Below are 22,819 nucleotides of genomic sequence, written 5' to 3'. Positions count from 1 at the left end.
CGGGTTAATGCGACTTAACATCCGGTTCCATCCTCGTAGCCTCGCCACGCCCACCCACAATATATGCCATGCCCAAACCGCGTTAACCTATGCGCGCGCCCTCTTAACCCCGGCGCTTGCCTGTGGTTTGTTGCCCCTCACAGCGCAAAGGAAGCCGACATGAAAATCGACCTCACCGGACAGACGGTTCTGATCACCGGTGCCGCCGGCGGATTGGGACAGGCTATGGCCGCCACCTTCAGCGAACACGGCGCGAGCCTTATCCTCTCCGACCTGGCCATGGGTAAAATTACCGAGGCGGATCAAACCTTTGCAACCACCTGCGATGTGACCGACGCGGCATCTGTCCGCGCGATGATCGCTGCAGGTGTCGACCGCTTCGGCCCCATCGACATTGCAGTCAACAACGCTGGTATCTCCGGCCCGCACGGCAAGCTCACTGAGCTGTCAGCCGACGACTGGTCCCGCCTGCTCGCGGTCAACTTGACCGGGCTTTTCAATAGCTTGCAGGCTGAAATCCCTGCCATGCGCGATCACGGCCGCATCCTGAATATCGCCTCCCTGGCAGGCATTTCCGGCGCGCCTGGGCTTGCTGCCTACGCCGCGACAAAACACGGCGTGGTGGGCCTCACCCGCTCCCTCGCGCATGAGCTCAAGCGCCAGAAAATCCGGGTCAATGCCCTGTGTCCCAGCTTTACCGATACGCCGATGCTTGACGCGATGGGACTTGAAAAATCCCGCCTTCACAGTCCTTTAAATGCCTTGGGACGCTTCGGCACCGCCCAGGAGATGGCCGATGCCGCGCTCTGGATCACCTCGCCCGCCAACAGCTTCATGACCGGGCAAGCGATCACATTGGATGGCGGCATCTCGGCGCTGTGACCTTTCAACCAAAGCGCAAGCGGTATAAGGTCCGGCCAGCCTGAGCCGGAGCCCCCCTTGCCCACCGTTGCCCCAAAACTGGACCAGTACGACCTCGCTATCCTGCACGCGCTGCAGCAGGATGGGCGTATGACAAAGGTCGCCCTGGCCGAGCGCGTGAACCTCTCCCCCAGCCCCTGCTGGGAGCGATTGAAAAAGCTGGAAAGCGCCGGTTTCATAACGGGTTACACAGCGCAGGTGGATATTCGCAAAATCGCCCCCGTGACCGAAGTCCTCGTGCAGATCACCCTGTCTGGCCATCGGGCCGAAGATTTCCGGACGTTCGAGACCGCCATGCAGGACCGTGCAGAGGTGCGCGGCGCCTGGGCGCTGGGCGGTGGCGTGGATTACATCCTGCGGCTGGTCGTGTCGGATGTGGATGCCTATCAAAGGTTGATGGACGATCTGCTCGCGGACGACCGCTTAGGGATCGAGAAATACTTTGGCTACATCGTGACAAAAACGATCAAAACCGCCCCGGACCCGTTGCCCCCTCTCAAAGGGTAACAGACAGATCCTCTGCACCGCGGCCCCTGCCCCGAGGAAACCACTGTTTGACCGCTCCAGTTCAAACACACCCTCTGCCCCGCTTGCCCTAGACTGAGGTCAAATCCGCCTCACCCCAAGGACAGCGAAATGCTCGACCACATCCCCCACGACACCAAGCTGACCGACCGCCGCCTGCAACGCAGCTTTGGCTACATCGACGGCAAATGGACCGCTGGCACCGACAGCGCGACCTTCACCGTCACTGATCCGGCGACAGGACAACCCATTGGCAGCGTTGCAAAACTCGACGGCGCACAGGCAACGCAGGCGGTGGATGCTGCACAGGCCGCCTTTGCCAGCTGGTCTGTGACACTTCCCCAGGACCGTGCCGCCATTCTGCGCCGCTGGTACGATCTGGTCGTGGAAGCCAAAGAGGATCTGGCCCGCCTGATGGTGGCCGAACAGGGCAAACCACTGTCGGAGGCGCGCGGCGAAATCGACTATGCGGCGTCGTTCATCGAATTCTATGCCGAAGAAACCCGCCGCCCCAACATCGAGGGCGTCACCAGCCACCTGCCCGACGCCGAGGTCGAGCTGTGGCGCGAACCCGTGGGCGTCGTTGCCCTGATCACGCCGTGGAACTTTCCCACCGCCATGCTGACCCGCAAGGCTGCTGCGGCCCTGGCCGCCGGCTGTACCATCGTGGCGCACCCATCGGCAGAAACGCCCTACTCCGCCCTCGCACTGGCAGAGCTGGCAGAGCGCGCCGGCATGCCCGCCGGTGTCTTCAACGTGGTGCCGGGCCACGCGCCGGAAATCGTGGAACCTTGGACGCAGGACCACCGCGTGCGCGCCCTGTCCTTTACCGGCTCCACCGAGGTCGGTCGCCTGCTATATCGTCAATGCGCCGGAACCATGAAGAAGCTGGTGATGGAGCTTGGCGGACACGCCCCCGTCATTATCTTCGACGATGCCGATCTGGACCGCGCCGTAGAGGAAACCATCAAGGCCAAATTCGCCACGACGGGGCAGGATTGCCTTGGCGCGAACCGGATCTTTGTGGCGCGTGGGATTTATGACGCCTTTGTCGAGAAATTCACCCAAGCCAGCAAAGCGCTGACCATCGGCGCCGGGATGGAAGACCGGGACCTTGGCCCCCTGATGAACGAAGCCGCTGTTGCCAAACAGGAATCTCAGGTGGCTGACGCGCTGGCCAAAGGCGCGCGGCTGACCTGTGGCGGCGCGCGTCTGGACCGGGGGCCGCTGTTTTATCCGGCCACGGTGTTGGCCGATGTGCCCGACGATGCGGACATCCTGCGCGAGGAAACCTTTGGTCCCGTGGCGGCGCTGGTGCCATTCGACGACGAGGCCGATGTGCTCGCCCGCGCCAATGACACCGAATACGGGCTGGTCGCCTATGTCCACACCATGAACCCGCGCCGCATCTACCGCGCCACCCGCGCGTTGCAGTTCGGCATGGTCGCGGTCAACCGCACCAAGGTGACCGGCGCCCCGATCCCCTTTGGCGGGATGAAGCAATCCGGCCTTGGCCGTGAAGGCGCGCGGCAGGGGTTGGAGGCCTTCACCGAGATCAAATACGTCTGCCGCGATTGGGGCTGACCCGAGATCACGGACGGGGCGTCAGTCGCCCCGTGCCGCCTTCAAAGCTGCGCGAAGCACCTCGCGATCCCCCACATGATTGGCCAAAAGCAGAATCAGCCGGGCATTCACCGTCTGGCTTTCCTCGTCTGACAGACCGTCATGCGCCGCGATCAGTTCCGCGTAAAACCCATCAGGGTCCGCGATATTCGGCTGCGTGTTCAAGAGCATTTCCGTCATCGTTCAGACCTTCCCCATGGCGCGCGAGAGCGCCTCTGATACGGCTTGGGCGTCATAGCTGGACCAGCGCGCCGCGACGTGTTGATCCGGCCGGATCAGGTAGACCGCAGTGGTCGCGTCGCCTAGATATCGCTGTGCCAGCGCCCCCTCCGGATCGCTTTCAGTCGAGACGGAAACCACAGGCAAAGCACCCTGCGGCACCTCGGTATTCACTGCCAGCAATTTGAAGCCGTGGCCAAGGCCATCCAGCAGAAACCCGTCTGAAACTGGCGCATCGGGACACGGGCTGCCGGGCCGCGTGCGGGCAGGCCCTCCCTCCAGCGCATCAGGCGTGTTCAGCGTCGAACCATCGTAGGTGCAGGGCACGGACAACCGACCGGAATTGACCAGCGGCCGGGCAAAGGCATTGGTTTCGGCCAGATCCAGAACCGCGTTGCGGAAGGTGTGACTCACCTTGGATTTCGGCGTGATGAAATCGGTGGATCGCGTTGAATTCAGGATGTTTTCATCAGCGCCGTGAACGCGCTCAGTGTCATAGCTGTCGAGCAGCGTCTCGGGCGCTTCGCCCCGGATCACCGCGCCGAGCTTCCAGCCGAGGTTGTCGACATCCTGCATCCCGGAATTCGCGCCGCGCGCGCCAAAGGGTGACACCTGATGTGCGGCATCCCCGGCAAAGATCACCCGGTTGTGCCGGAACTTCTTCATGCGGCGACATTGGAAAGTGTAGATAGAGGTCCAGACGATCTCGTACTCGACATCGCCGAGCATGGCGTCGAGCCGTGCCCGTACGTTTTCTTCCTGCAATTCGGTCTTGCGGTCCACGTCCCAGCCAATCTGGAAGTCCACCCGCCAGATGCCGTCCGGCTGCCGGTGCAACAGGGTCGAGGCCCCCGATTTGAAGTGCGGCTCAAACCAGAACCAGCGCTCCGTCGGGAAATCATCGTTCACCATGCGGATGTCCGCGATGAGAAAACTGTCCTCGAACACACGTCCATCAAAGTCCAGGCCCATCATGCCGCGCAGCGGGCTGGACGCGCCGTCGGCCCCGATCAGCCAATCCGCCTCGATGGTATAAGGACCCTCTGGGGTAGCGACGGTCAACAGCGCGCCGCCGTCGGAAACTTCCACCTGGTCGACGCGGTTGCGGCCACGGATTTCGATGGGCGCGCCCTCGGCCTGAGCCTGCCGCACCCGTTCCACCAGAAAGCGCTCGAAATACGGTTGCTGCAAGTTGATGAACGCCGGAAAGCGGTGGCCTTCTTCGGGCAGCAAGTTGAATTCAAACACCTTTCGGTCGTCGTGAAAGACCTTGCCGAGGTTCCAGATGATGCCCTTGTCCAGCATTGCCTGACCACAGCCGTAGCGATGCGCGATCTCCAGCGAGCGTTTGGCAAAGCAGATGGCGCGCGATCCCTGCCCGATCCCCTCGTGATCGTCGAGCACCACAACAGGGATGCCTTGCAGCCCAAGGTCGAGCGCCGTGGCGATGCCGACGGGGCCGCCACCGAGAACCACGACGGGGTGGCGCACAGGCGCGTCAGCATCCTGATCGGCGCTGCGGGCGTAAGGGTACAGCTTGAACGCAAGCTGGTAGCGGTCATGGATCATCTCGGCTCCTCCTCTATCGACGGTGTCACCGGGAAGAGCTCTCTCCAAAGCCCTTCCCGATGTACTGTTCAGACGTCGTCAGTCCTGCAGGGCATTCCACATGTCCTTGTCACGCTGTGCGGTCCAGACACGGGGCGTGTCGATGCCACGGGCCTCGTCGTAGGCACGGGCGACGTTGAAGGGCAGGCAATGCTCGTAGATGGCATAGTCGCTGAACTTGGGGTCGCATTCTGCGCGGCAAGCATCCCATGCTTCTTTGAGCGTGCCGCCACGGGCAACGACCTTGGCGATGGGTTTGTAGGTGGATTTGACAAAATCTGCCGTGCTGGCGAGCGCCTCGGCCACCATTTCTTCGCCCACAAGCGCGTCGCCGCGCCCCGGAGCGATGGATTTGGGCTCGAACTCCGCGATGTTCATCAGAGTGTCTTCCCAGTCAGAAAAGTGCCCGTCCCCGCAGTAGCAGGCGGAATGATATTCGACGATGTCACCGGTGAACATGACCTCCTGATCCGGCACCCAGACCACGGCGTCGCCGGCGGTGTGGGCGCGGCCCAGATGCATGATGTCCACACGACGATTGCCAAGGTAAACGGTCATGGAGTCGCTGAAGGTCGTGGTCGGCCATGTCAGGCCGGGGATCTCCTCGTGGCCCTGAAACAGGCGCGGGAAGCGTTCGAACTCACTGTCCCAATCCTCCTGCCCGCGCTCGGCCACCATGGCGCGCGCGGTGTCCGACATGATAATTTCCCGCGCGCCATAGGCCGAGGCCCCCAGCACGCGCACCGCATGGTAATGCGTCATGACGAGGTGAGTGATCGGCTTGTCCGTGACCTCGCGGACGTGTTCGATCACCTTGCGCGCAAGGCGCGGTGTGGCCTGCGCCTCGACGATCATGACGCTGTCGTCGCCAATGATGACGCCGGTGTTGGGGTCGCCCTCGGCGGTAAAGGCATAAAGCCCCTCGCCCACCTGTGTGAAGCTGGTCTTCTTCTCTGCCATGTCGCCTGCGGATGCGAATGCCTTGGCCATATTTTCCGTGTCCTTCTGTCGGGTGCGCCTGTTGACGGCGCGGATTTGAGTTTTTGCGAAGCCGAGAAACGGCTTAGCGCTTGTACGGGTCGTCCAGTGCGGGCAGCACCGTGCCCACGCAGGCACCGAAGCCTACGCGATAGCCATCACCAATGGCCGCGCCACGCAAGGTCAGCGTGTCGCCGTCTTCGATGAAGCTGCGGGTTTCGCCGGTGTCCAGCGTGATTGGCTCCTTGCCGCCCCAGGTGATTTCCAAAAGCGCGCCGCGCTGGTCCTTTTCCGGACCCGAGATGGTGCCGGAACCAAGCAGATCACCGACGCGCATCGGGCAACCGGAGGTGCTGTGATGCGCCAGCTGCTGCGCCGAAGAGTAGTACATTTCACGATAATTGGTGCGCGCGATGACCGTTTCGGATTTGCCTTCGGGGGCCATGCCGACCTCCAGCGCAATGTCGTACAACATCGGGCCGGGTTCCGTCAGGTGCTCAAGCAGGGGACGTTCGCGGTTGGGTGTGTCCACCCGGAACTCTTCCAATGCCGCTTTGGGCACGATCCAAGGCGAGATAGTGGTGGCTGTCGCCTTCGACTGAAACGGGCCAAGCGGCTGGTATTCCCAAGCCTGAATGTCGCGCGCGGACCAGTCGTTCAGCAGCACATACCCGAAGATCATGTCGTCTGCTTCTGCAACCGTCACCGGCCCTTCGGATGGCTGACCCACGATCGCGCCCATTTCCAACTCGATGTCGAAGCGTTTGCAGGGCGCGAAGACCGGCAACTCGGCATCAGGAGATTTGAGTTGTCCCCAGGGACGGCGCACATCGGTGCCCGAGACCACCACAGACGAGGCACGGCCGTTGTAGCCGATGGGCATCGACAACCAATTTGGCGGCAGCGCATTTTCCGGCCCGCGAAACATGGTGCCAACGTTGCTGGCATGGTTTTTCGAGGCGTAGAAATCGGTGAACTCGGAGACGGTGAACGGCATGAGCATTTGCGTGCCCACTTGTGGCACCATGTAGCCCGTCAGGCCCTGCGGATCTGCGTAGGCCTCTGACAGAAGCTCTGTCAGCGCGTCACGAAAACCGGTCCAGATCTCTGGCCCGAGTGTCATGAACTCGCTCCAGTCACCGAAAAAGAAGACCTCCTCCTCCTCGGGCACGGCAAGCACGCCATCAGCCTCCAGCGCGGTCACATCAAGGATCATATCCCCGATTGCCACACCGCAATGCGGCTCTCCCGCGTCGCTGACGAAAGCGCCGTAGGGCAAGTTGTTGAGGGGGAAATCGGTGTCGGGCGTGTTTGCGCTTTCGACCCAGCTTATGTTCAGGGGCATATGGCCTCCTTCATCGGGGCATCGGGTTGATTTTCGGGCAGCGCCGCGCGGATCGCGGGGATATCTCGCACGGCGCTGTCAATTTCGGTCAGGCGGGTCAGCGGCGCAAGATCCAGCCCCCAACGGCGGGCATTGACCATCTGCGCCACCAAGCACAGGTCGGCCTGCGTCAGCTCATCGCCAAAGCTGAACCGCCCCTCTTTTGCAATCAAGCGTTGGTACGCGGCAAGACCACGCGCCATCCAGTGACATATCCAATCTGTCGCCGCCAGATCGTCAAAGCCGCGCGTTTTGAGATGCGCTAAAACCTTGAGATTGTTCACCGGATGAATATCCATCGCAATGGTTTGTGCCGCTGCCCGCACATGTGCACGGGCAACCGGGGCGGCGGGCAGCAAAGGCGGCTCCGGATGCGTCTCTTCGAGCCAGTCGAGGATCGCCATGGATTGTGTCAGCGCTGTGCCGTCTTTCAGCACCAGCGTTGGCACCGCTTCCACAGGGTTCAAGGCTGCGTAGTCGGACGCGCGTTGCGCCCCTTCCAGCAGGTTGACTGGTGCGATGTCGTAGGCCACGCCCTTCACGTTAAGCGCCGCGCGCACCCGCATGGACGTCGTGGAACGCCAGTAGCTGTACAGGATCATCGCACAGGCCCTCCCCTTGGCTCCGACGTGCAAGATTGCGGATTGCCGTTCATTTGGTGCCGGGCGTACCGTCGAACTTCTTCTCCAGACTGTCCCAGCAGTCGATGTAATCGTCCTGCAACGGCGCTTCCTTGCCAGCGAATTCCGTCAGATGCTGCGGAAAGCGGGTCTCGAACATGAAGGACATGGTGCTTTCAAGCTTCCGCGGCCCGAGGTTGGAATTCGACGCGCTCTCGAACGCATCACGGTCCGGCCCATGCGGCAGCATCATGTTGTGCAGCGACATGCCGCCGGGGGCAAAGCCCTGCGGTTTGGCGTCATACTGGCCGTAGATGTTGCCCATCAATTCGGACATGATGTTCTTGTGATACCACGGCGGGCGGAACGTATTTTCTGCCACCATCCAGCGTTCACGAAACAGAACGAAGTCGATATTGGCCGTGCCCGGAGACCCCGACGGCGCGGTCAGGACGGTAAAGATCGACGGGTCGGGATGGTCGAACAAAATGGCGCCGACCGGGCAATAGGTGGTCAGGTCGTATTTGTAAGGCGCGTAATTGCCATGCCACGCCACCACGTCCAGCGGGCTTTGCGCGATCTTTGTCTCGTGAAACTGTCCGCACCATTTGATCGTCAAGGTCGAGGGCACCTCGCGATCCTCAAACGCCGCCACGGGCGCCTTAAAGTCACGCGGGTTGGCCATGGCATTGGCCCCGATGGGGCCACGGGCCGGCAATTCGAACTTCTGGCCGTAGTTTTCACAGACGAAGCCGCGGCACGGCCCGTCGAGCACCTCGACCCGATAGACAAGACCGCGCGGCAGAATGGCGATCTCCTTGGGGGCCACGTCAAGCACGCCAAGCTCGGTGCAAAAGCGCAAGCGCCCCTCCTGCGGCACAACCAGCAATTCGGAATCCGCCGAGTAGAAGTAGCTGTCCACCATGCTTTCAGTCACAAGGTAGATGTGACTGGCCATGCCCACTTGGGTATTCACATCCCCTGCGGTGGTCATGGTGCGCATTCCGGTCAGCCAGGTGAGCGGCTCATCGGTATGCGGCACCGCGTCCCAACGGTATTGCCCGAGAGAAATCACATCCGCAGGCTGGTGGGGCGCAGTTTCCCAGTAGGGAAGATCGATCCGCGTATAGCGCGTGGAGTGTTTGACCGATGGCCGAATGCGATACACCCAGGTGCGCTCCGGCGGATGCACAGTAAAGGCCGTGCCCGAGAGTTGCTCACCGTACAGGCCGTAGTTGCACTTTTGCGGCGAATTCATGCCCTGTGGAAGCGCATCTGGCAGGGCCTCCGACTCAAAGTCATTGCCAAAGCCCGGCATGTAACCCTCGTGCGGACCGGCACCCTGCGGCGCTCGGATCATACCCTGCGGCAAATCTTGCGTGGTCATCCCGTCTCCTCCCTGGTGACTGCGGTTGCCGTGAATATTCGTTGCATATGCAATGAAGTCAACCATAATGTTGTAAAGGCGGTTCACCTTTGCGCCTGTGCCCGGTTTGGGTCAAAAGGAATGCCATGACAAACAAGCCTCCCCTGCCCGACTTCGATCTAAGCCATTTCACGCCGTATCGGCTGGCCGTTGCCGCCGACCGTACGTCCGAAGAACTGGCACGGCAGTATCGGGCGCGGTTTGGCGTCTCGATCCCGGAATGGCGCGTGCTTGTGCACTTGGCCAAACCCGTGGACGGTGCACAGACAGTCTCTGTGCGCGACATCGAGGCGCGCGTGGCCATGGAAAAAAGCAAGGTCAGCCGCGCCGCATCCCGGCTGGAGGCAGCCGGCCTGATCGTCAAGGCACAGGATGCAGGTGACCGGCGGCTGGTGCGGCTTGCGCTGACTGACAAGGGGCGCGCACTGATGGCGGACCTTCTTCCCTTGGCAATGGCCTACCAGCAAGAAATCGAGGCGCGGCTGGCCGACGCCTTCGCCGGGTTGGAAGATGGACTGGAAGCACTGCTGCGCGAAGTGTCCGCACGCTGAGCCACTTTTTTCATGTGCGTTCCGGCGGCGAGGAGCATCTCGGCCCGACCGCCCAGCGCAAGGCGTCAGCCCGACGCGCGCAAGCGGCCAGACCCAATAGCGCTGAAGGCGACCATCACGGCAGCCGTGCCCAGACAGGCAGGCAACCCGCCGATCTGGTAACTCACCCCCGACAACAGCGTGCCCAACAGCCTCCCCGCCGCGTTGGCCATATAGTAGAACCCCACGTCCATGGTGACCCGATCCCCGTGAGAGAAGGCGAGGATCAGATAGCTGTGAAGCGACGAATTCACGGCAAAAACGGCGCCGAACACCAGCAGTCCCGCGATGATCGTCGCGGTCAGCCACGCGGCAGCGCCCCCCGCGACACTCACCAATACGGCAAGCACCAGCGGCACCGGAACCAGCGCCATGGCCCAGCCCTTGGCAGCAGTGACAAGCTGCGCCTCGGGTCGCGTCGCCGCACGCAACACCTTGGGCGCGTAGGCCTGAACCGCGCCGTAGAGGATCGTCCATACCGCCATAAAGCTGCCGATGATGAAGAACGCGGCGCGGTTGCCAGCCTCCGATCCGTCAGAGAGCACGGCGTAAAAATAGACCGGGATCCCCACCACGAACCACACATCGCGGGCCCCAAAGAGAAACACCCGCGCCGCTGAAAGCCAGTTCACATTCCGATCCCTCGAAAAGACGGACGTGAATTTGACCCCTTTCTTGCCCATCGGCAGCCCGCCCGGCATCCGCAGCACAATCACCAGCAGGACCGCCATGAGGATCGCCGCCATCGCGTAAATCGACGGGCGGAACCCGGCAAATGCCAGCATCACCGCGCCAAGCAGGAACCCGATACCCTTGACCGCGTTCTTTGAGCCCGTAAGCAGCGCGACCCACCGAAACAGCCCGCCTTGCCCGCTGGGGGCCAGAAACTTGACAGCGGATTTGGCGGACATCTTGGACAGATCCTTGGCCACGCCAGAGACCCCCTGTACCAGCATGACAAAGACCACCGACGCGCTAAGCCCCCAGGCAGGATCCAGTTGTGCCAGCGCCAGCAGCGCCACAACCTGCAAGCCAAGCCCCGCGTAAAGCGTCGAGGTCAAACCAAACCGCGCCGCGATCCACCCGGCTGAGAGGTTGGTGATGACACCTGCCACTTCGTAAAGCACAAACAGGTAGGCCAGCTGAACCGGGCTGAACCCGAGCGTGTGAAAATGCAGCAGCACAAGCATCCTGAGCGCGCCATCGGTCAGCATAAAGACCCAATAGGCCCCGGTGACAGTGATGTAGGCCGCGAGCGGACGCGCCGTTGTGAATGTCATTTTGATCTGCACCCTGCTGTTGTTTGGGGCTCTGTCCCGAGCGCCCTGTGTTGGCTGACCCGGCAGTCTTTATGCAAGCAAAGGCGCAACCTGCGCTTTGAGGCTTCTTTGCTTTGGCACGTACTCATTCCAAGGCCGCAAAAAGACCGCCTATCAAAGGCTACGACCAACCATCAAGGCCACATCTGCCAATCGCTGTGCGTAGCCCCATTCGTTATCGTACCAGGCGTAGACCTTCACCTGCGTGCCGTTGATCACCATCGTCGACGGCGCGTCCACGATGCTCGACCTTGCGTCATTGATGTAGTCGCAAGACACAAGCGGACGTTCCTCGTAGCCCAGAATGCCTGCGAGAGGTCCTTCGGCGGCGGCCTGGAACAGGGCGTTGACCTCCTCAACCGTTGTCTCCCGCTCGACCTCAAAGACACAATCGGTCAACGACGCATTCAGCAACGGCACCCGTATTGCATGGCCGTTCAAACGACCTTTCAGTTCAGGGTAGATCAACGTAATCGCGGTGGCCGAGCCCGTGGACGTAGGGATCAGCGAGTTCAACGCAGACCGTGCGCGGCGAAGGTCCTTGGCCGGACGATCTACAAGTGTTTGCGTGTTCGTCACGTCGTGGATGGTGGTGATCGACCCATGTTTGATCCCCAGCCCCTCGTGAATGACCTTCACCACCGGGGCGAGGCAATTCGTGGTACACGACGCGGCCGTGACGATATCATGCACGGCCGGATCATAGGTGTCGTCGTTCACGCCCACCACGATATTGGCGGTTTTGCCGTCCTTCACCGGGGCAGAGACCACAACCTTTTTCACGCCGGCGTCAAAATACGGCTGGATGCGCTCCGCCGTCTTGAAATAGCCGGTGCAATCTATCACGACGTCCACCCCGTCGAGCGGCAGCTTTGCGAGACTCTTTTCGCCAAAGACAGGCAAGCGCGTGCCGTTGATGGTCAGGCTGTCCGCATCGTGGTCGAATGTTGCGTCCCAGCGACCGTGCACCGTATCGAATTCCAGCAAATGCGCATGCATTTCCGGATCACCCACCGCGTCGTTGATCCAGGCAATGTCGATCCCGGCCTCAAGCAGCGGCTTCAAAGCCAGTTTCCCCATTCGGCCAAGGCCATTCAACGCGTAAACAGTCATAGGTCTTCTTTCTCACGTGCGATATCATCGATCTGCCGCTGCAGGCTGGCCCGGTCGAGCGTGTCGACCGGCAGCGCAGCAAAGGCTTTGATCCGGCGTTTCAGTCCGCCGTATGCCTGTTGAAAGGCGAGGCGTTTTTCCGCCTCGGTGCCGGTGGCCGCGACGGGATCGGCCTGGCCCCAATGACCGGTGATCGGCTGTCCGGGCCACGGCGGGCATTCTTCGTTCGCGGCTGTGTCGCAGACGGTAAAGACGAAATCCATCTGTGGCGCGCTCTGCTCCTGAAACTCTGATACATGTTTGGCGCGCAGCGCGCCGGTGTCATGTCCTTTGGCGCGCAACAGCTCCACAGCGAAAGGATTCAGCGTCGACTGTGGGCGCGTCCCCGCAGAGAACACGTTGAACCTGTCTCCCGCCCAATCTCGCAGGATCGTCTCGGCAAAAATGGACCGGGCAGAATTGCCCGAACACACAAACAGCACATTCCAGGTTTTCGTCATGTCCGCCTCAGGCAGTTTTTTGTCAAAACAGGTCTCTACGCGGCCCCGGCAACAATCAGAGATCAGATAATCGGTCAGCGCCCCCGCCCCGCCCAGATCCGCCGCATAGAGTAACGACGTCCCGTGACGGGACTGTGTCACCAAACCCGCCTGTCGCAACTGGGTCAGCGCCGCTGACAGCGACGAGGCCGGCAACCCCAGAGCCTGCGCCAGATCCCCCGCTGCCACCTGTTCGGGATACCGCCGCATAAGCAGGCGGAACAGGCGCAGGCGGCGTGGGTGCGCCAAGGCTGTCAGCTGAGTTATCGCTTCTTTTTCCATATTTCCAGAATAATGGAATAACAAGATTCGGAAAAGACCTTTCTCGCCCGGAACGCAAACAAATCCGAAGCGTTCAGATGCGATGACCGGCACACCTCAGCCACTAGGGCCAGGTGATACGAGACCGTCGTCACGGAGATACAAGAATGCAAATCTTTCACTGCCCCTCCTGCAATGCGCGGCTCTGGTTTCACAACACGGCCTGCACCTGCGGGACGCAGGTTTATTTTGACCCCGACGCACAAACCATGACACCGCACGGGACGGCCTGTAAAAACCGCGCCGACATCGGCTGCAACTGGACCGCAGAAACGCAAGCCGACACCGGTGGGCTTTGCCGGTCCTGTGCGATGACCGAAACGGTCCCTGACCTGCGCGAGCCGGACAACCTGCCGCTGTGGCAGCGCACCGAAGAAGCCAAGCGATGGGTGCTTGCCAATGTCATGCGCTGGGACTGGTTCACCGCCAATGACCAGGGCAGGCGTCCGGTGTTCAAACTGCTCTCGGAACAGACCGCCGAGGGTGAGGCGCAGGTCACCATGGGACATGCTGCCGGCACGATCACGATCAACGTGTCCGAAGCCTCCGACGCGGAACTTGCGCAGCGCCAGGAAGACATGGGCGAACTGTATCGGACCATGATCGGCCACATGCGCCACGAGCTGGCGCACTTCTTGTTCGAGCGGCTGGCAGAGGATCAAGGCTTCCTCAGCGACTTCCGCGCGCGTTTCGGGGATGAGCGTGCGGACTATGGCGAGGCATTGAAACAACACTACGCCAATCCCAAAAGTCCGGGCCAGACGTATATCACCGATTACGCCACCGCGCACCCGCACGAGGATTGGGCGGAAACCATCGCGCACCTGCTGCACCTGACCGACCTGTTGGACAGTGCGGCGGCGTCAGGGTTGTCCCTGCCCTCGGGTCCACCGTCGGGCTACGACGCCTACCGCGAAAGCGACACAGAGCGGTTGCTGACGCTCGCGGTCGATCTGTCCATGGCAATCAACCACGTCAACCGCGCACTGGATCTGTCGGACGTGTACCCCTTTGTGCTGTCGGATCCGGTACGCTCGAAACTGGGATTTGCGCATCAGGCCATGCGCCACGTCTGACCCTTGCGGTCGCCGGACGCGGCCCGGCGACCTGACTTCATGCCAAAGACGGCAACCACAGCACGATGGCCGGGAAAGCCACCAGCAGCGCAATCGTCACGGCATCCGCGACAAAGAACGGCATGACGCCCCGAAACACATCCTGCACCGACAGTTCGGGGCGCACGCCCGCCACCACAAAACAGTTCAGGCCAATGGGCGGCGTGATCAGACAGAACTCCGCCATCTTCACCACCAGAATGCCGAACCAGATCGCGCACATCGTCCCGTTCATGCCAAAGGCACTGTCCGCCGCAGACACAAACTCGCCCCCGTTCAGCGCCATGACTGCCGGATACACCACCGGCAAGGTCAGCAGCAGCATCCCGATGGCATCCATGAACATGCCCAGCACGGCGTAGGCCAGCAGGATGCAGATCAGGATCAGCATCGGCGGATAGTCCAGCGACGTGATCCAATCCGAAAACACCTTGGGCAACTGCGCAAACCCGAGGAACCGCACGTAGATCAGCACACCCCAGATGATGGTAAAGATCATGATCGACAGCTTGGCGGTTTCCACCAGGGCATCCTTCAGCTCCGGCCAACGCATCCCGCGCCACAGCGCCATGAGAAAGACGATAAAGGCCCCGATGGCACCCCCTTCGGTCGGCGTGCCCCAGGCATCGCCCCCAAACGGATTGTACACAAAGAAGACGATGATCACGACCACGGCAACAATGGGCAGCGCCGGTGGCAGGCTTTCAAAGCGTTGTTTCCACGTGAACCCCGTGACCGGTGGTCCGAAATTCGGGATGGTCAGCGCAAGCCCCACGATCAACGCCGCGTAGACAAAGGCCGAGAACATGCCGGGAATGAACCCCGCCAACAGCAGCCTGCCCACGTCCTGCTCCACGATGATCGCATAGATCACAAGGATCGCCGAGGGCGGGATGAGCGACGCCAGCGTTCCGCCCGCCGCAACGACCCCCGCCGCAAAACGCTTGTCGTAACCGACTTTGAGCATTTCCGGAATGGCGATGCGGGCAAAGACCGCCGCCGTTGCCACCGACGCGCCGGACACGGCGGCAAAACCTGCGGTGGCAAACACCGTCGACACGGCCAGCCCGCCCGGCAACCAGGCGATCCACCGCTTTGCCGCCTCGAACAGCGCACGGGTCAGGCCTGCGTAATAGGCAAGATAGCCGATCAGGATAAACGTCGGGATCAAAGACAACGCTTGGTTCGTGACCTTGCCGTGAGGCACCTGCCCCGCCGTCAGGAAGGCTTTGCCGAGTGCGCCGTCCCACATCTCCCGCCGTTCGTTGAAGTAGAAAAAGCGATCCGGCGCGTAGCCCGTCTTGGACCAGAAAATCCAGATCAGCCCGACAAACCCCGCCATGGCCGCCGCATAGGCCACGCGCATCCCCAAAATTACCATCACCAGCATCCCGCCAGTGACCCAAAGCCCGATGTCGGTGCTTGTCATCGCGCCCCTCCCCTGCTCTGCGCTGTCTCGCGCATTATCCGTCGCCCAAGACGCGCGTTACGCGTCATGACCGGTCATATGTTCTGCTTCGGCCTGCGCCTGCTCTGCCGCAGACAGGACCAGCGGCACCGCCACCGGACGTTCCAGCCCCAACCAGAACGCACGACCAAAGCCCACCATCTGCAAAATCATCCGCAGGCACACCACGCCAAAGGCCACAGGCACCACCAGCTTGGCAGGCCAGATCGGCAGGCCGATATCGATCGTGCTGTCCCGGCTCCAGTTCTGGGCGGCAAAATCGAACGATCTGTCGAAATGCGCCCACGCGCCAACGACAAGAAACACCATCAGCACCAAGGCGAAAAACGTGGTTACAAGCTCAAGCAGCCACAGGGACCGCCCGCTCAGCTGGCCAATCACGATGTCCATGCGAATATGCCCGCCCTGGCGCTGCACATAAGAGATGCCGAAAATCGCGATCAGCGGCATGGCCATCTCGATCCAGTCGACATAGCCGCGCAGAGGCGCCTCGAACAGCTCGCGCCCGCCCACGGACCTCACCGCCAGAATCATCAGCGCAAAAGCCCCGAGGCCGGACACAAAGGCCATGCCCCATTCCAGCTTTGCCAACCTCTGGTCGAGGCGCGACAACAGGCTGTCGTCCTCCAGAACAGATGCTGCTCCGGCCATAGGCTATCCTCCCGCATTGCAGGTCATCTTGTCATGAAAAGGGGTCCGGACCCGCCGAACCCCAGCCGTGGATCAGTTGCCGCGCTGCTCTGCGAGCGTGGCCTGCACGAGGTCATACAGTTCCTGCGCCGGAAGCCCCTGCGCGCTCATGTCCGCGATCCAGGCATCGTGGATCGGCTGCCCGGCCACATCCTTGAATTTGGCCAGTTCCTCGTCAGAAATCTCGACCTTCTGGACGTCTTTCTCTGCCAGCACTTCGTCCCAGCGCTTCAGAAGCTCGCCGTAGTTGGACAGGTAATAGTCGATCGCCTCGGGCACGCTCTCGTCCAGCGCAGCGCGTTCTTCGTCGGACAGCATGTCATAGGCGTCGATGTTTACAACCACCGGGCAGTTCACCGTGCCGGGGTTCAGGTTCGCGGTCCACCAGTCCGCTTCGTTGATGGTGCCGAACGAAAGATGCGCGTGCTGGGCAAAGGCCACCGTGTCCACGACACCGCTTTCCATCGCCTGATAGGCCTCGGAGGAGGTCACAGAGGTCGGCACGGCACCGACCGCCTCGAACGCCTGGCCAATGCCGCCGGTGGCGCGCACACGCATCCCGTCAAATTCCGACAGCTCACTGCGGGCCTCTCCCGTGCCCACAATGTTGTACTGCGGCATGGGCGAGGTCATCAGCATCATGGCGTTCCACTGAGCCATTTCGTCCGCCACCGCCGGGTGATCATAGACCGCATGGCTGACGGCGACCTCTTCATCCAGCGTTTGAACGCCAAGGAAAGGCAGCTCCAGCACGGTGATCGCGCGGTTCTTGTCGGGGTGATAGCCGGCGCAGAACTGCGCCATCTCAAACGCACCGATGGAGATACCGTCGAGGTTTTCACGGTTTTTGGACAGGCCGCCGTAGCTGATATTCATGGTGAACGCGCCGTCGGTCTTTTCTTCGACCAGTTCGGCCAGCTTGTGGATGTGCTCGGTAAACGCGCGGCGTTTGCCCCAGACAGAGACATTCCATTCGGTGGCAGCCGCCTCGGTGGCAAAGCTCAGCGCCAACGCCGAGACACAGAGTTTCGTCGTCAAATTCATGATAGTCCTCCCTTTGCGGGGCATGGTTCTGCCCCGTCTCCTTTGCGGCGGTAAACCCGCTCTAAACACGAGCCTAGTGGAACCGCGCCACGGCGCAAGACATTTGGCGCCTCGATGGAGATTCGAAGAAAGCGGCCGATGTTAGCGGCAGACACACGTTCAGGCAGGCGCGGCGGAACGTTTTGTCGCACCCTCAGAACTGAAATTCTGCGGCGCAGAAATGGGCACAGGGCTTAAAACACACGCATTACGCGAAATCCGCAAGCCACGGTAAAACAAGGATGTTAGCGTCACCGCCGCAAATTAATTTACTGATTATCACTTGATGATCGACAGCATTTACAAATTTTCTGTTATTTAAATGGGTGTTATAGATAAATTTTCGACTTAGCGTATGGTAACCCCCTGATGGTGACGCAACGACAGGCACGCCATCTGGTCAGAAATGGAGGGGGAGATTTCCATGAACGAACAGAGCAATCCCACCGACGCCGCAACCTATGCGCCTTCGGCCGAGTTGACAAAAAGCGCCCACGTTGACGCCGCGCGGTACGACGCGCTGTATGCGAGCTCGGTGGCGGATCCGGAGGCCTTCTGGGGCGAGCAGGCGAAGCGGCTCGACTGGATGAAGCAGCCGACCGAGATCAAGAACACCGATTTCACCCTCGGCCAGGTCAGCATCGAATGGTTCCGCGATGGCACGCTCAACGTCGCCGCCAACTGCATCGACCGCCACCTTGAGACCCGCGGCAACCAGACCGCCATCATCTTTGAACCCGACGACCCCAACGAGACCGCCCAGTCGATCACCTACAACGACCTGCATCGCCGCGTCTGCCGCATGGCCAACGTGCTGGAAACCATGGGCGTGCGCAAAGGTGACCGGGTCATCATCTACCTGCCGATGATCCCAGAGGCCGCCTACGCCATGCTCGCCTGCGCGCGCATCGGCGCGATCCATTCCATCGTTTTCGCCGGTTTCTCCCCCGACGCGCTGTCCGCCCGTGTGAACGGCTGTGACGCCAAGGTCGTGATCACCGCGGACGAAGCCCCGCGCGGCGGCCGCAAGACCCCGCTGAAAACCAATGCCGACAAGGCGCTGCTGCACTGCAAGGACAGCGTCAAATGCCTCGTGGTGAAACGCACCGGCGGCCAGACCACCTGGGTCGACGGCCGCGACTACGACTACAACGAAATGGCGATCGAAGCCTCCGACCACTGCCAGCCGGCGGAAATGAAGGCCGAAGACCCGCTGTTCATTCTCTACACCTCCGGCTCCACGGGTCAGCCCAAGGGCGTTGTACACACCACTGGTGGATATTTGCTTTACGCCAGCCTGACGCATGAGGTCGTGTTCGATTACCACGACGGCGACGTCTTCTGGTGCAGCGCCGATGTGGGCTGGGTCACGGGCCATTCCTATATTGTTTACGGGCCCTTGGCCAATGGCGCGACCACGCTGATGTTCGAAGGCGTGCCGACCTATCCGGACGCCAGCCGCTTTTGGCAGGTCTGTGAAAAGCACAAGGTGAACCAGTTCTACACCGCGCCCACGGCGATTCGCGCGCTGATGGGCCAGGGCAACGAATTCGTAACGAAATACGATCTATCCTCGCTGCGACTCCTCGGGACGGTGGGCGAACCGATCAACCCGGAGGCGTGGAACTGGTACAACGACATGGTCGGCGGTGGTCGCTGCCCCATCGTGGACACATGGTGGCAGACGGAAACCGGCGGGCACCTTCTGACCCCCCTGCCCGGCGCCCATGCCACCAAACCGGGCGCCGCGATGAAGCCGTTCTTCGGCATTCAGCCGGTGGTGCTGGACCCGCAGAGCGGGCAGGAAATCGACGCCTCCCCGACTGAGGGCGTGCTGGCCATCGCCGACAGCTGGCCGGGCCAGATGCGCACCGTCTGGGGTGACCACGAACGGTTCGAGAAGACCTATTTCTCGGACTACAAAGGCTACTATTTCTCCGGCGACGGCTGCCGCCGGGACGCCGATGGCGACTACTGGATCACCGGCCGCGTCGATGACGTGATCAACGTGTCCGGCCACCGCATGGGCACGGCAGAGGTGGAATCCGCCCTCGTCGCGCACGAAAAGGTCGCCGAGGCTGCGGTCGTCGGCTACCCGCATGAGATCAAGGGCCAGGGCATTTACTGCTACGTAACCCTGATGAACGGCGTCGAGCCGACCGAAGACCTGCGCAAGGAGCTGCGCACCTGGGTCCGCGCGGAAATCGGCCCCATCGCCTCGCCGGATCTGATCCAGTGGGCGCCGGGCCTGCCGAAAACCCGCTCCGGCAAGATCATGCGCCGCATCCTGCGCAAGATCGCCGAAAACGACTACGGCGCGCTCGGCGACACATCCACCCTCGCAGAACCGCAGGTGGTCGATGACCTCATCGAAAACCGCATGAACCGGGGGGCGTGATCCATGGATGGTACACTGACCCACCACACCGCGCCGGTCCTGATCCTGCTGGGCCCTCCGGGGGCCGGCAAAGGCACGCAGGCGCGGATGCTCGAAGAGAAGTTCGGCCTTGTCCAATTGTCCACCGGGGACCTGCTGCGCGCAGCGGTCGCCGCTGGCACGGAGGCCGGCAAGCGCGCCAAGACCGTGATGGAAGCAGGCGAGCTTGTGAGCGACGATATCGTCATCGCAATCCTCCGCGACCGCATGGCTCAACCCGATTGCGACAAGGGCGTCATCCTTGACGGCTTTCCGCGCACCGCCGTGCAGGCCGAGGCGCTGGATGCGCTGCTGGCAGAGACCGGCAGCAGGATCGACGCGGCGATCAGCCTCGAGGTGGACGATGCCGCGATGGTCGCACGCGTGGCTGGCCGATACACCTGCGCGGGTTGTGGCGAAGGCTATCACGACGACTTCAAGCAGCCGACACAGGCCGGCTCTTGCGACAAATGCGGCAGCACGGACTTCAACCGTCGCGCCGATGACACTGCGGAAACCGTGGCGAGCCGCCTTGAAGCATACCACGCAAGCACCGCGCCGCTGATCAGCCACTACCGCGAACAAGGCGCGCTGCTTGGCGTCAATGCCATGGGCGAGATCGACGATATCGCGGCAAAAATGGCCGTGATCGTGAAAGAGGCGACCCGCTAAGGGACGTCACCCCGTTGCGCCACGGCGCGGCGGGACTGGAGAGGGGCGCCCCGCTTCCCCGGGGCGAATTTTGGGAAGGAGGACCCGCAACATGACGGATCACACCACACATGCGGCCGCGCAGGCCGAAGCTGACCGAAGCTATTGGAAAGCCAACGTGCGCATCATCCTCATCAGCCTTGTCATCTGGGCCATCGTGCCCTTTGGCTTTGGCATCCTGCTGCGACCGATGCTGTCAGGCATCAGCGTGGGCGGCACGGACCTTGGCTTTTGGGTGGCGCAACAAGGGTCGATCCTGGTCTTTCTGGCGCTGATCTTCTTTTACGCGTTCCGCATGAACAGACTGGACCGTGAATTCGGCGTCGAGGAGGAGTGATCATGGACCAGTTTACCATCAACCTGCTGTTCGTGGGCGCGTCCTTTGCGCTCTATATCGGCATCGCGATCTGGGCCCGTGCCGGGTCCACATCCGAATTCTACGCCGCCGGTCGCGGTGTCCACCCGGTCACCAACGGGATGGCGACGGCGGCGGACTGGATGTCTGCGGCGTCGTTCATCTCCATGGCGGGCCTGATCGCCTTCGTTGGCTACGACAACTCCACCTATCTGATGGGATGGACGGGCGGCTATGTTCTGCTGGCGCTGCTGCTTGCGCCCTATCTGCGCAAGTTCGGCAAATACACCGTGTCAGAGTTTATCGGGGATCGCTTCTACTCCCCCACCGCGCGCATGGTGGCGGTGATCTGCCTGATCGTCGCCTCCGTGACCTACGTCATCGGCCAGATGACCGGCGTGGGCGTGGCCTTTGGCCGCTTCCTCGAAGTCTCCAACACCACCGGCCTGTTGATCGGCGCGGTCGTCGTCTTTGCCTACGCGGTGTTCGGCGGCATGAAGGGCGTGACCTATACGCAGGTGGCACAGTACTGCGTGCTCATCCTGGCCTATACCATCCCGGCGATCTTCATTTCGTTGCAGTTGACCGGCAACCCGGTTCCCGCGCTTGGGCTTTTCGGCTCCACTGACACTGGCGAGCCATTGTTGATGAAGCTCGACCAGATCGTCACCGAGCTGGGCTTCAAGGAGTACACGGCGCACAACGGTGACACCTTCAACATGGTGCTGTTCACCCTGTCGCTGATGATCGGCACCGCCGGTCTGCCCCACGTCATCATGCGCTTCTTCACCGTGCCAAAGGTGGCGGATGCACGCTGGTCCGCAGGCTGGGCGCTAGTGTTCATTGCACTGCTCTACCTCACCGCCCCGGCTGTCGGCGCAATGGCGCGTCTGAACATCACAGAGCAATTCTGGCCGAATGGTGCCTCGGGTGAGCCCGTCTCCACCGAGACCATCGAAACCGACGCCGACTATGACTGGATGGCGACGTGGCAAAAGACCAACATGCTGAACTGGGAAGACAAGAACGGTGATGGTCGCATCGCGTATTTCAACGACCAGGATCCGGAAACAGTCGCGACGATGGAAGCCGCTGGCTGGGGATCGGAAAACGAGCTGACCAACTTCAACCAGGACATCCTTGTTCTGGCCAACCCGGAAATCGCCAACCTGCCGGGCTGGGTGATCGGTCTTGTGGCGGCAGGCGGTCTTGCGGCGGCACTGTCCACGGCTGCCGGTCTGTTGCTGGCGATCTCGTCGGCGGTGTCTCACGACCTGCTGAAAGGGCAGCTGACCCCGCATATGTCAGAGAAGAACGAGCTGATGTCTGCCCGGATCGCCATGGCCGTTGCCATCGCGGTGGCCACCTACCTCGGCCTCAACCCTCCGGGCTTTGCAGCCCAGACGGTGGCCTTGGCTTTCGGCCTCGCGGCGGCGTCGATCTTCCCTGTGCTGATGATGGGCATCTTCACCAAGGTGAACAACAAGGGGGCCGTGGCTGGCATGATCACCGGTCTGGTGGTGACGCTGGTCTACATCTTCCTGCACAAGGGCTGGTTCTTCATTCCGGGCACCAACAGCTTTGACGATGCGGACCCGCTGTTCCTGACGGTGAAATCGACATCCTTCGGGGCGGTTGGCGCGATGCTGAACTTTGCGGTGGCCTTTACCGTGTCGAAGCTCACAGCGCCCATCCCGCAGCACATCGAAGAGCTGGTGGAATCGGTGCGCGTTCCGCGCGGCGCCGGGACAGCCGTCGATCACTGACGCCTCACGTGAAGTAAAACCGACCGGTC

At 61.7% G+C, this 22,819-nt stretch carries 21 protein-coding genes; 9 read left to right on the top strand and 12 right to left on the bottom strand.

Translation table 11 applies throughout. The annotated features are described in order from the left end of the window. The first annotated feature begins 159 nt into the window (after positions 1-159). The 3 genes from GGQ68_RS14175 (at position 160) to GGQ68_RS14165 (ending at position 3,030) form a co-directional block, all read left to right on the top strand. Positions 160-882 (top strand): SDR family NAD(P)-dependent oxidoreductase, encoded by a 723-nt coding sequence (locus GGQ68_RS14175; protein ID WP_183967107.1) that lies wholly within the window; start codon positions 160-162, stop codon positions 880-882. Positions 883-939: 57 nt separating this feature from the next. Then, a complete protein-coding gene (locus tag GGQ68_RS14170) occupies positions 940-1,428 on the top strand; it encodes an Lrp/AsnC family transcriptional regulator (RefSeq protein WP_246429375.1) in 489 nt (162 codons plus the stop codon). 129 nt (positions 1,429-1,557) lie between these two features. Beyond that, positions 1,558-3,030 carry an NAD-dependent succinate-semialdehyde dehydrogenase gene (locus GGQ68_RS14165; RefSeq protein ID WP_183967105.1) on the top strand — a complete coding sequence of 491 codons (1,473 nt, stop codon included), beginning with the start codon at positions 1,558-1,560 and terminating at the stop codon, positions 3,028-3,030. A gap of 21 nt (positions 3,031-3,051) precedes the next feature. On the opposite strand, the gene GGQ68_RS14160 is transcribed toward GGQ68_RS14165, so the two are convergent. From GGQ68_RS14160 to hmgA, 6 genes are all read right to left on the bottom strand, one after another. Beyond that, the gene (locus tag GGQ68_RS14160) at positions 3,052-3,240 is read right to left on the bottom strand and encodes a DUF2783 domain-containing protein (RefSeq protein ID WP_183967516.1); all 189 of its coding nucleotides are present in this window, start codon (positions 3,238-3,240) and stop codon (positions 3,052-3,054) included. Positions 3,241-3,252: 12 nt separating this feature from the next. Next, positions 3,253-4,857, bottom strand: a complete 1,605-nt coding sequence (locus GGQ68_RS14155) for an FAD-dependent oxidoreductase (RefSeq protein WP_183967103.1) — start codon at positions 4,855-4,857, stop codon at positions 3,253-3,255. A gap of 78 nt (positions 4,858-4,935) precedes the next feature. After that, positions 4,936-5,886: an MBL fold metallo-hydrolase gene (locus tag GGQ68_RS14150; protein ID WP_183967101.1), complete on the bottom strand. Its 951-nt coding sequence runs from the start codon at positions 5,884-5,886 to the stop codon at positions 4,936-4,938. A 73-nt stretch (positions 5,887-5,959) separates the two neighbouring features. Continuing rightward, positions 5,960-7,219, bottom strand: coding sequence for a fumarylacetoacetase (gene fahA, locus GGQ68_RS14145; protein ID WP_183967099.1), 1,260 nt, complete (start codon positions 7,217-7,219; stop codon positions 5,960-5,962). Next, positions 7,210-7,860 carry a maleylacetoacetate isomerase gene (gene maiA, locus GGQ68_RS14140; RefSeq protein WP_183967097.1) on the bottom strand — a complete coding sequence of 217 codons (651 nt, stop codon included), beginning with the start codon at positions 7,858-7,860 and terminating at the stop codon, positions 7,210-7,212. Before maiA ends, fahA begins: the two co-directional genes overlap by 10 nt. Before the next feature lie 49 nt (positions 7,861-7,909). Next, positions 7,910-9,265, bottom strand: a complete 1,356-nt coding sequence (gene hmgA, locus GGQ68_RS14135; RefSeq protein WP_183967095.1) for a homogentisate 1,2-dioxygenase — start codon at positions 9,263-9,265, stop codon at positions 7,910-7,912. A 125-nt stretch (positions 9,266-9,390) separates the two neighbouring features. On the opposite strand from hmgA, the gene GGQ68_RS14130 reads away from it, so the two are divergent. Further along, positions 9,391-9,855 (top strand): MarR family winged helix-turn-helix transcriptional regulator, encoded by a 465-nt coding sequence (locus tag GGQ68_RS14130; protein ID WP_183967092.1) that lies wholly within the window; start codon positions 9,391-9,393, stop codon positions 9,853-9,855. A 65-nt stretch (positions 9,856-9,920) separates the two neighbouring features. Here the strand turns inward: GGQ68_RS14130 and arsJ are convergent, their stop codons facing one another. The 3 genes from arsJ to GGQ68_RS14115 all read right to left on the bottom strand — a co-directional run bounded on the left by arsJ (position 9,921) and on the right by GGQ68_RS14115 (position 13,147). Beyond that, entirely contained in the window at positions 9,921-11,174 is a 1,254-nt protein-coding gene (gene arsJ / locus GGQ68_RS14125) for an organoarsenical effux MFS transporter ArsJ (RefSeq protein WP_183967090.1), read from the bottom strand. A gap of 153 nt (positions 11,175-11,327) precedes the next feature. Then, on the bottom strand, positions 11,328-12,326 hold the full coding sequence (locus GGQ68_RS14120; protein ID WP_183967088.1) for an ArsJ-associated glyceraldehyde-3-phosphate dehydrogenase: 999 nt from the start codon (positions 12,324-12,326) through the stop codon (positions 11,328-11,330). Next, complete coding sequence (locus GGQ68_RS14115; protein ID WP_183967086.1) at positions 12,323-13,147, bottom strand: arsenate reductase/protein-tyrosine-phosphatase family protein; 825 nt, start codon at positions 13,145-13,147, stop codon at positions 12,323-12,325. The genes GGQ68_RS14120 and GGQ68_RS14115 overlap by 4 nt, the downstream gene beginning before the upstream one ends. A gap of 146 nt (positions 13,148-13,293) precedes the next feature. On the opposite strand from GGQ68_RS14115, the gene GGQ68_RS14110 reads away from it, so the two are divergent. Beyond that, on the top strand, positions 13,294-14,262 hold the full coding sequence (locus tag GGQ68_RS14110) for a zinc-binding metallopeptidase family protein (RefSeq protein ID WP_183967084.1): 969 nt from the start codon (positions 13,294-13,296) through the stop codon (positions 14,260-14,262). 37 nt (positions 14,263-14,299) lie between these two features. Here the strand turns inward: GGQ68_RS14110 and GGQ68_RS14105 are convergent, their stop codons facing one another. The 3 genes from GGQ68_RS14105 to GGQ68_RS14095 form a co-directional block, all read right to left on the bottom strand. Then, on the bottom strand, positions 14,300-15,730 hold the full coding sequence (locus GGQ68_RS14105; RefSeq protein ID WP_183967082.1) for a TRAP transporter large permease: 1,431 nt from the start codon (positions 15,728-15,730) through the stop codon (positions 14,300-14,302). Positions 15,731-15,787: 57 nt separating this feature from the next. Further along, positions 15,788-16,420, bottom strand: a complete 633-nt coding sequence (locus GGQ68_RS14100; RefSeq protein ID WP_183967080.1) for a TRAP transporter small permease subunit — start codon at positions 16,418-16,420, stop codon at positions 15,788-15,790. Positions 16,421-16,492: 72 nt separating this feature from the next. Then, positions 16,493-17,503: a C4-dicarboxylate TRAP transporter substrate-binding protein gene (locus GGQ68_RS14095; RefSeq protein ID WP_183967078.1), complete on the bottom strand. Its 1,011-nt coding sequence runs from the start codon at positions 17,501-17,503 to the stop codon at positions 16,493-16,495. 463 nt (positions 17,504-17,966) lie between these two features. Between GGQ68_RS14095 and acs the strand changes: the two genes are divergently transcribed. From acs to GGQ68_RS14075, 4 genes are all read left to right on the top strand, one after another. Continuing rightward, on the top strand, positions 17,967-19,940 hold the full coding sequence (gene acs / locus GGQ68_RS14090) for an acetate--CoA ligase (protein WP_183967076.1): 1,974 nt from the start codon (positions 17,967-17,969) through the stop codon (positions 19,938-19,940). Positions 19,941-19,943: 3 nt separating this feature from the next. Then, positions 19,944-20,630 carry an adenylate kinase gene (locus tag GGQ68_RS14085; RefSeq protein ID WP_183967074.1) on the top strand — a complete coding sequence of 229 codons (687 nt, stop codon included), beginning with the start codon at positions 19,944-19,946 and terminating at the stop codon, positions 20,628-20,630. Positions 20,631-20,721: 91 nt separating this feature from the next. After that, a complete protein-coding gene (locus GGQ68_RS14080) occupies positions 20,722-21,006 on the top strand; it encodes a DUF4212 domain-containing protein (RefSeq protein ID WP_183967072.1) in 285 nt (94 codons plus the stop codon). 2 nt (positions 21,007-21,008) lie between these two features. Continuing rightward, the gene (locus GGQ68_RS14075; protein WP_183967070.1) at positions 21,009-22,790 is read left to right on the top strand and encodes a sodium:solute symporter family protein; all 1,782 of its coding nucleotides are present in this window, start codon (positions 21,009-21,011) and stop codon (positions 22,788-22,790) included. Positions 22,791-22,819 lie beyond the last annotated feature (29 nt).

The organism is Sagittula marina (assembly GCF_014196795.1).
In the GTDB taxonomy this organism is placed as follows: Bacteria; Pseudomonadota; Alphaproteobacteria; order Rhodobacterales; family Rhodobacteraceae; genus Sagittula; species Sagittula marina.
The sequence above is the reverse complement of the archived record's forward strand: the minus strand, read 5'-3'. Positions and strand labels throughout refer to the sequence as shown.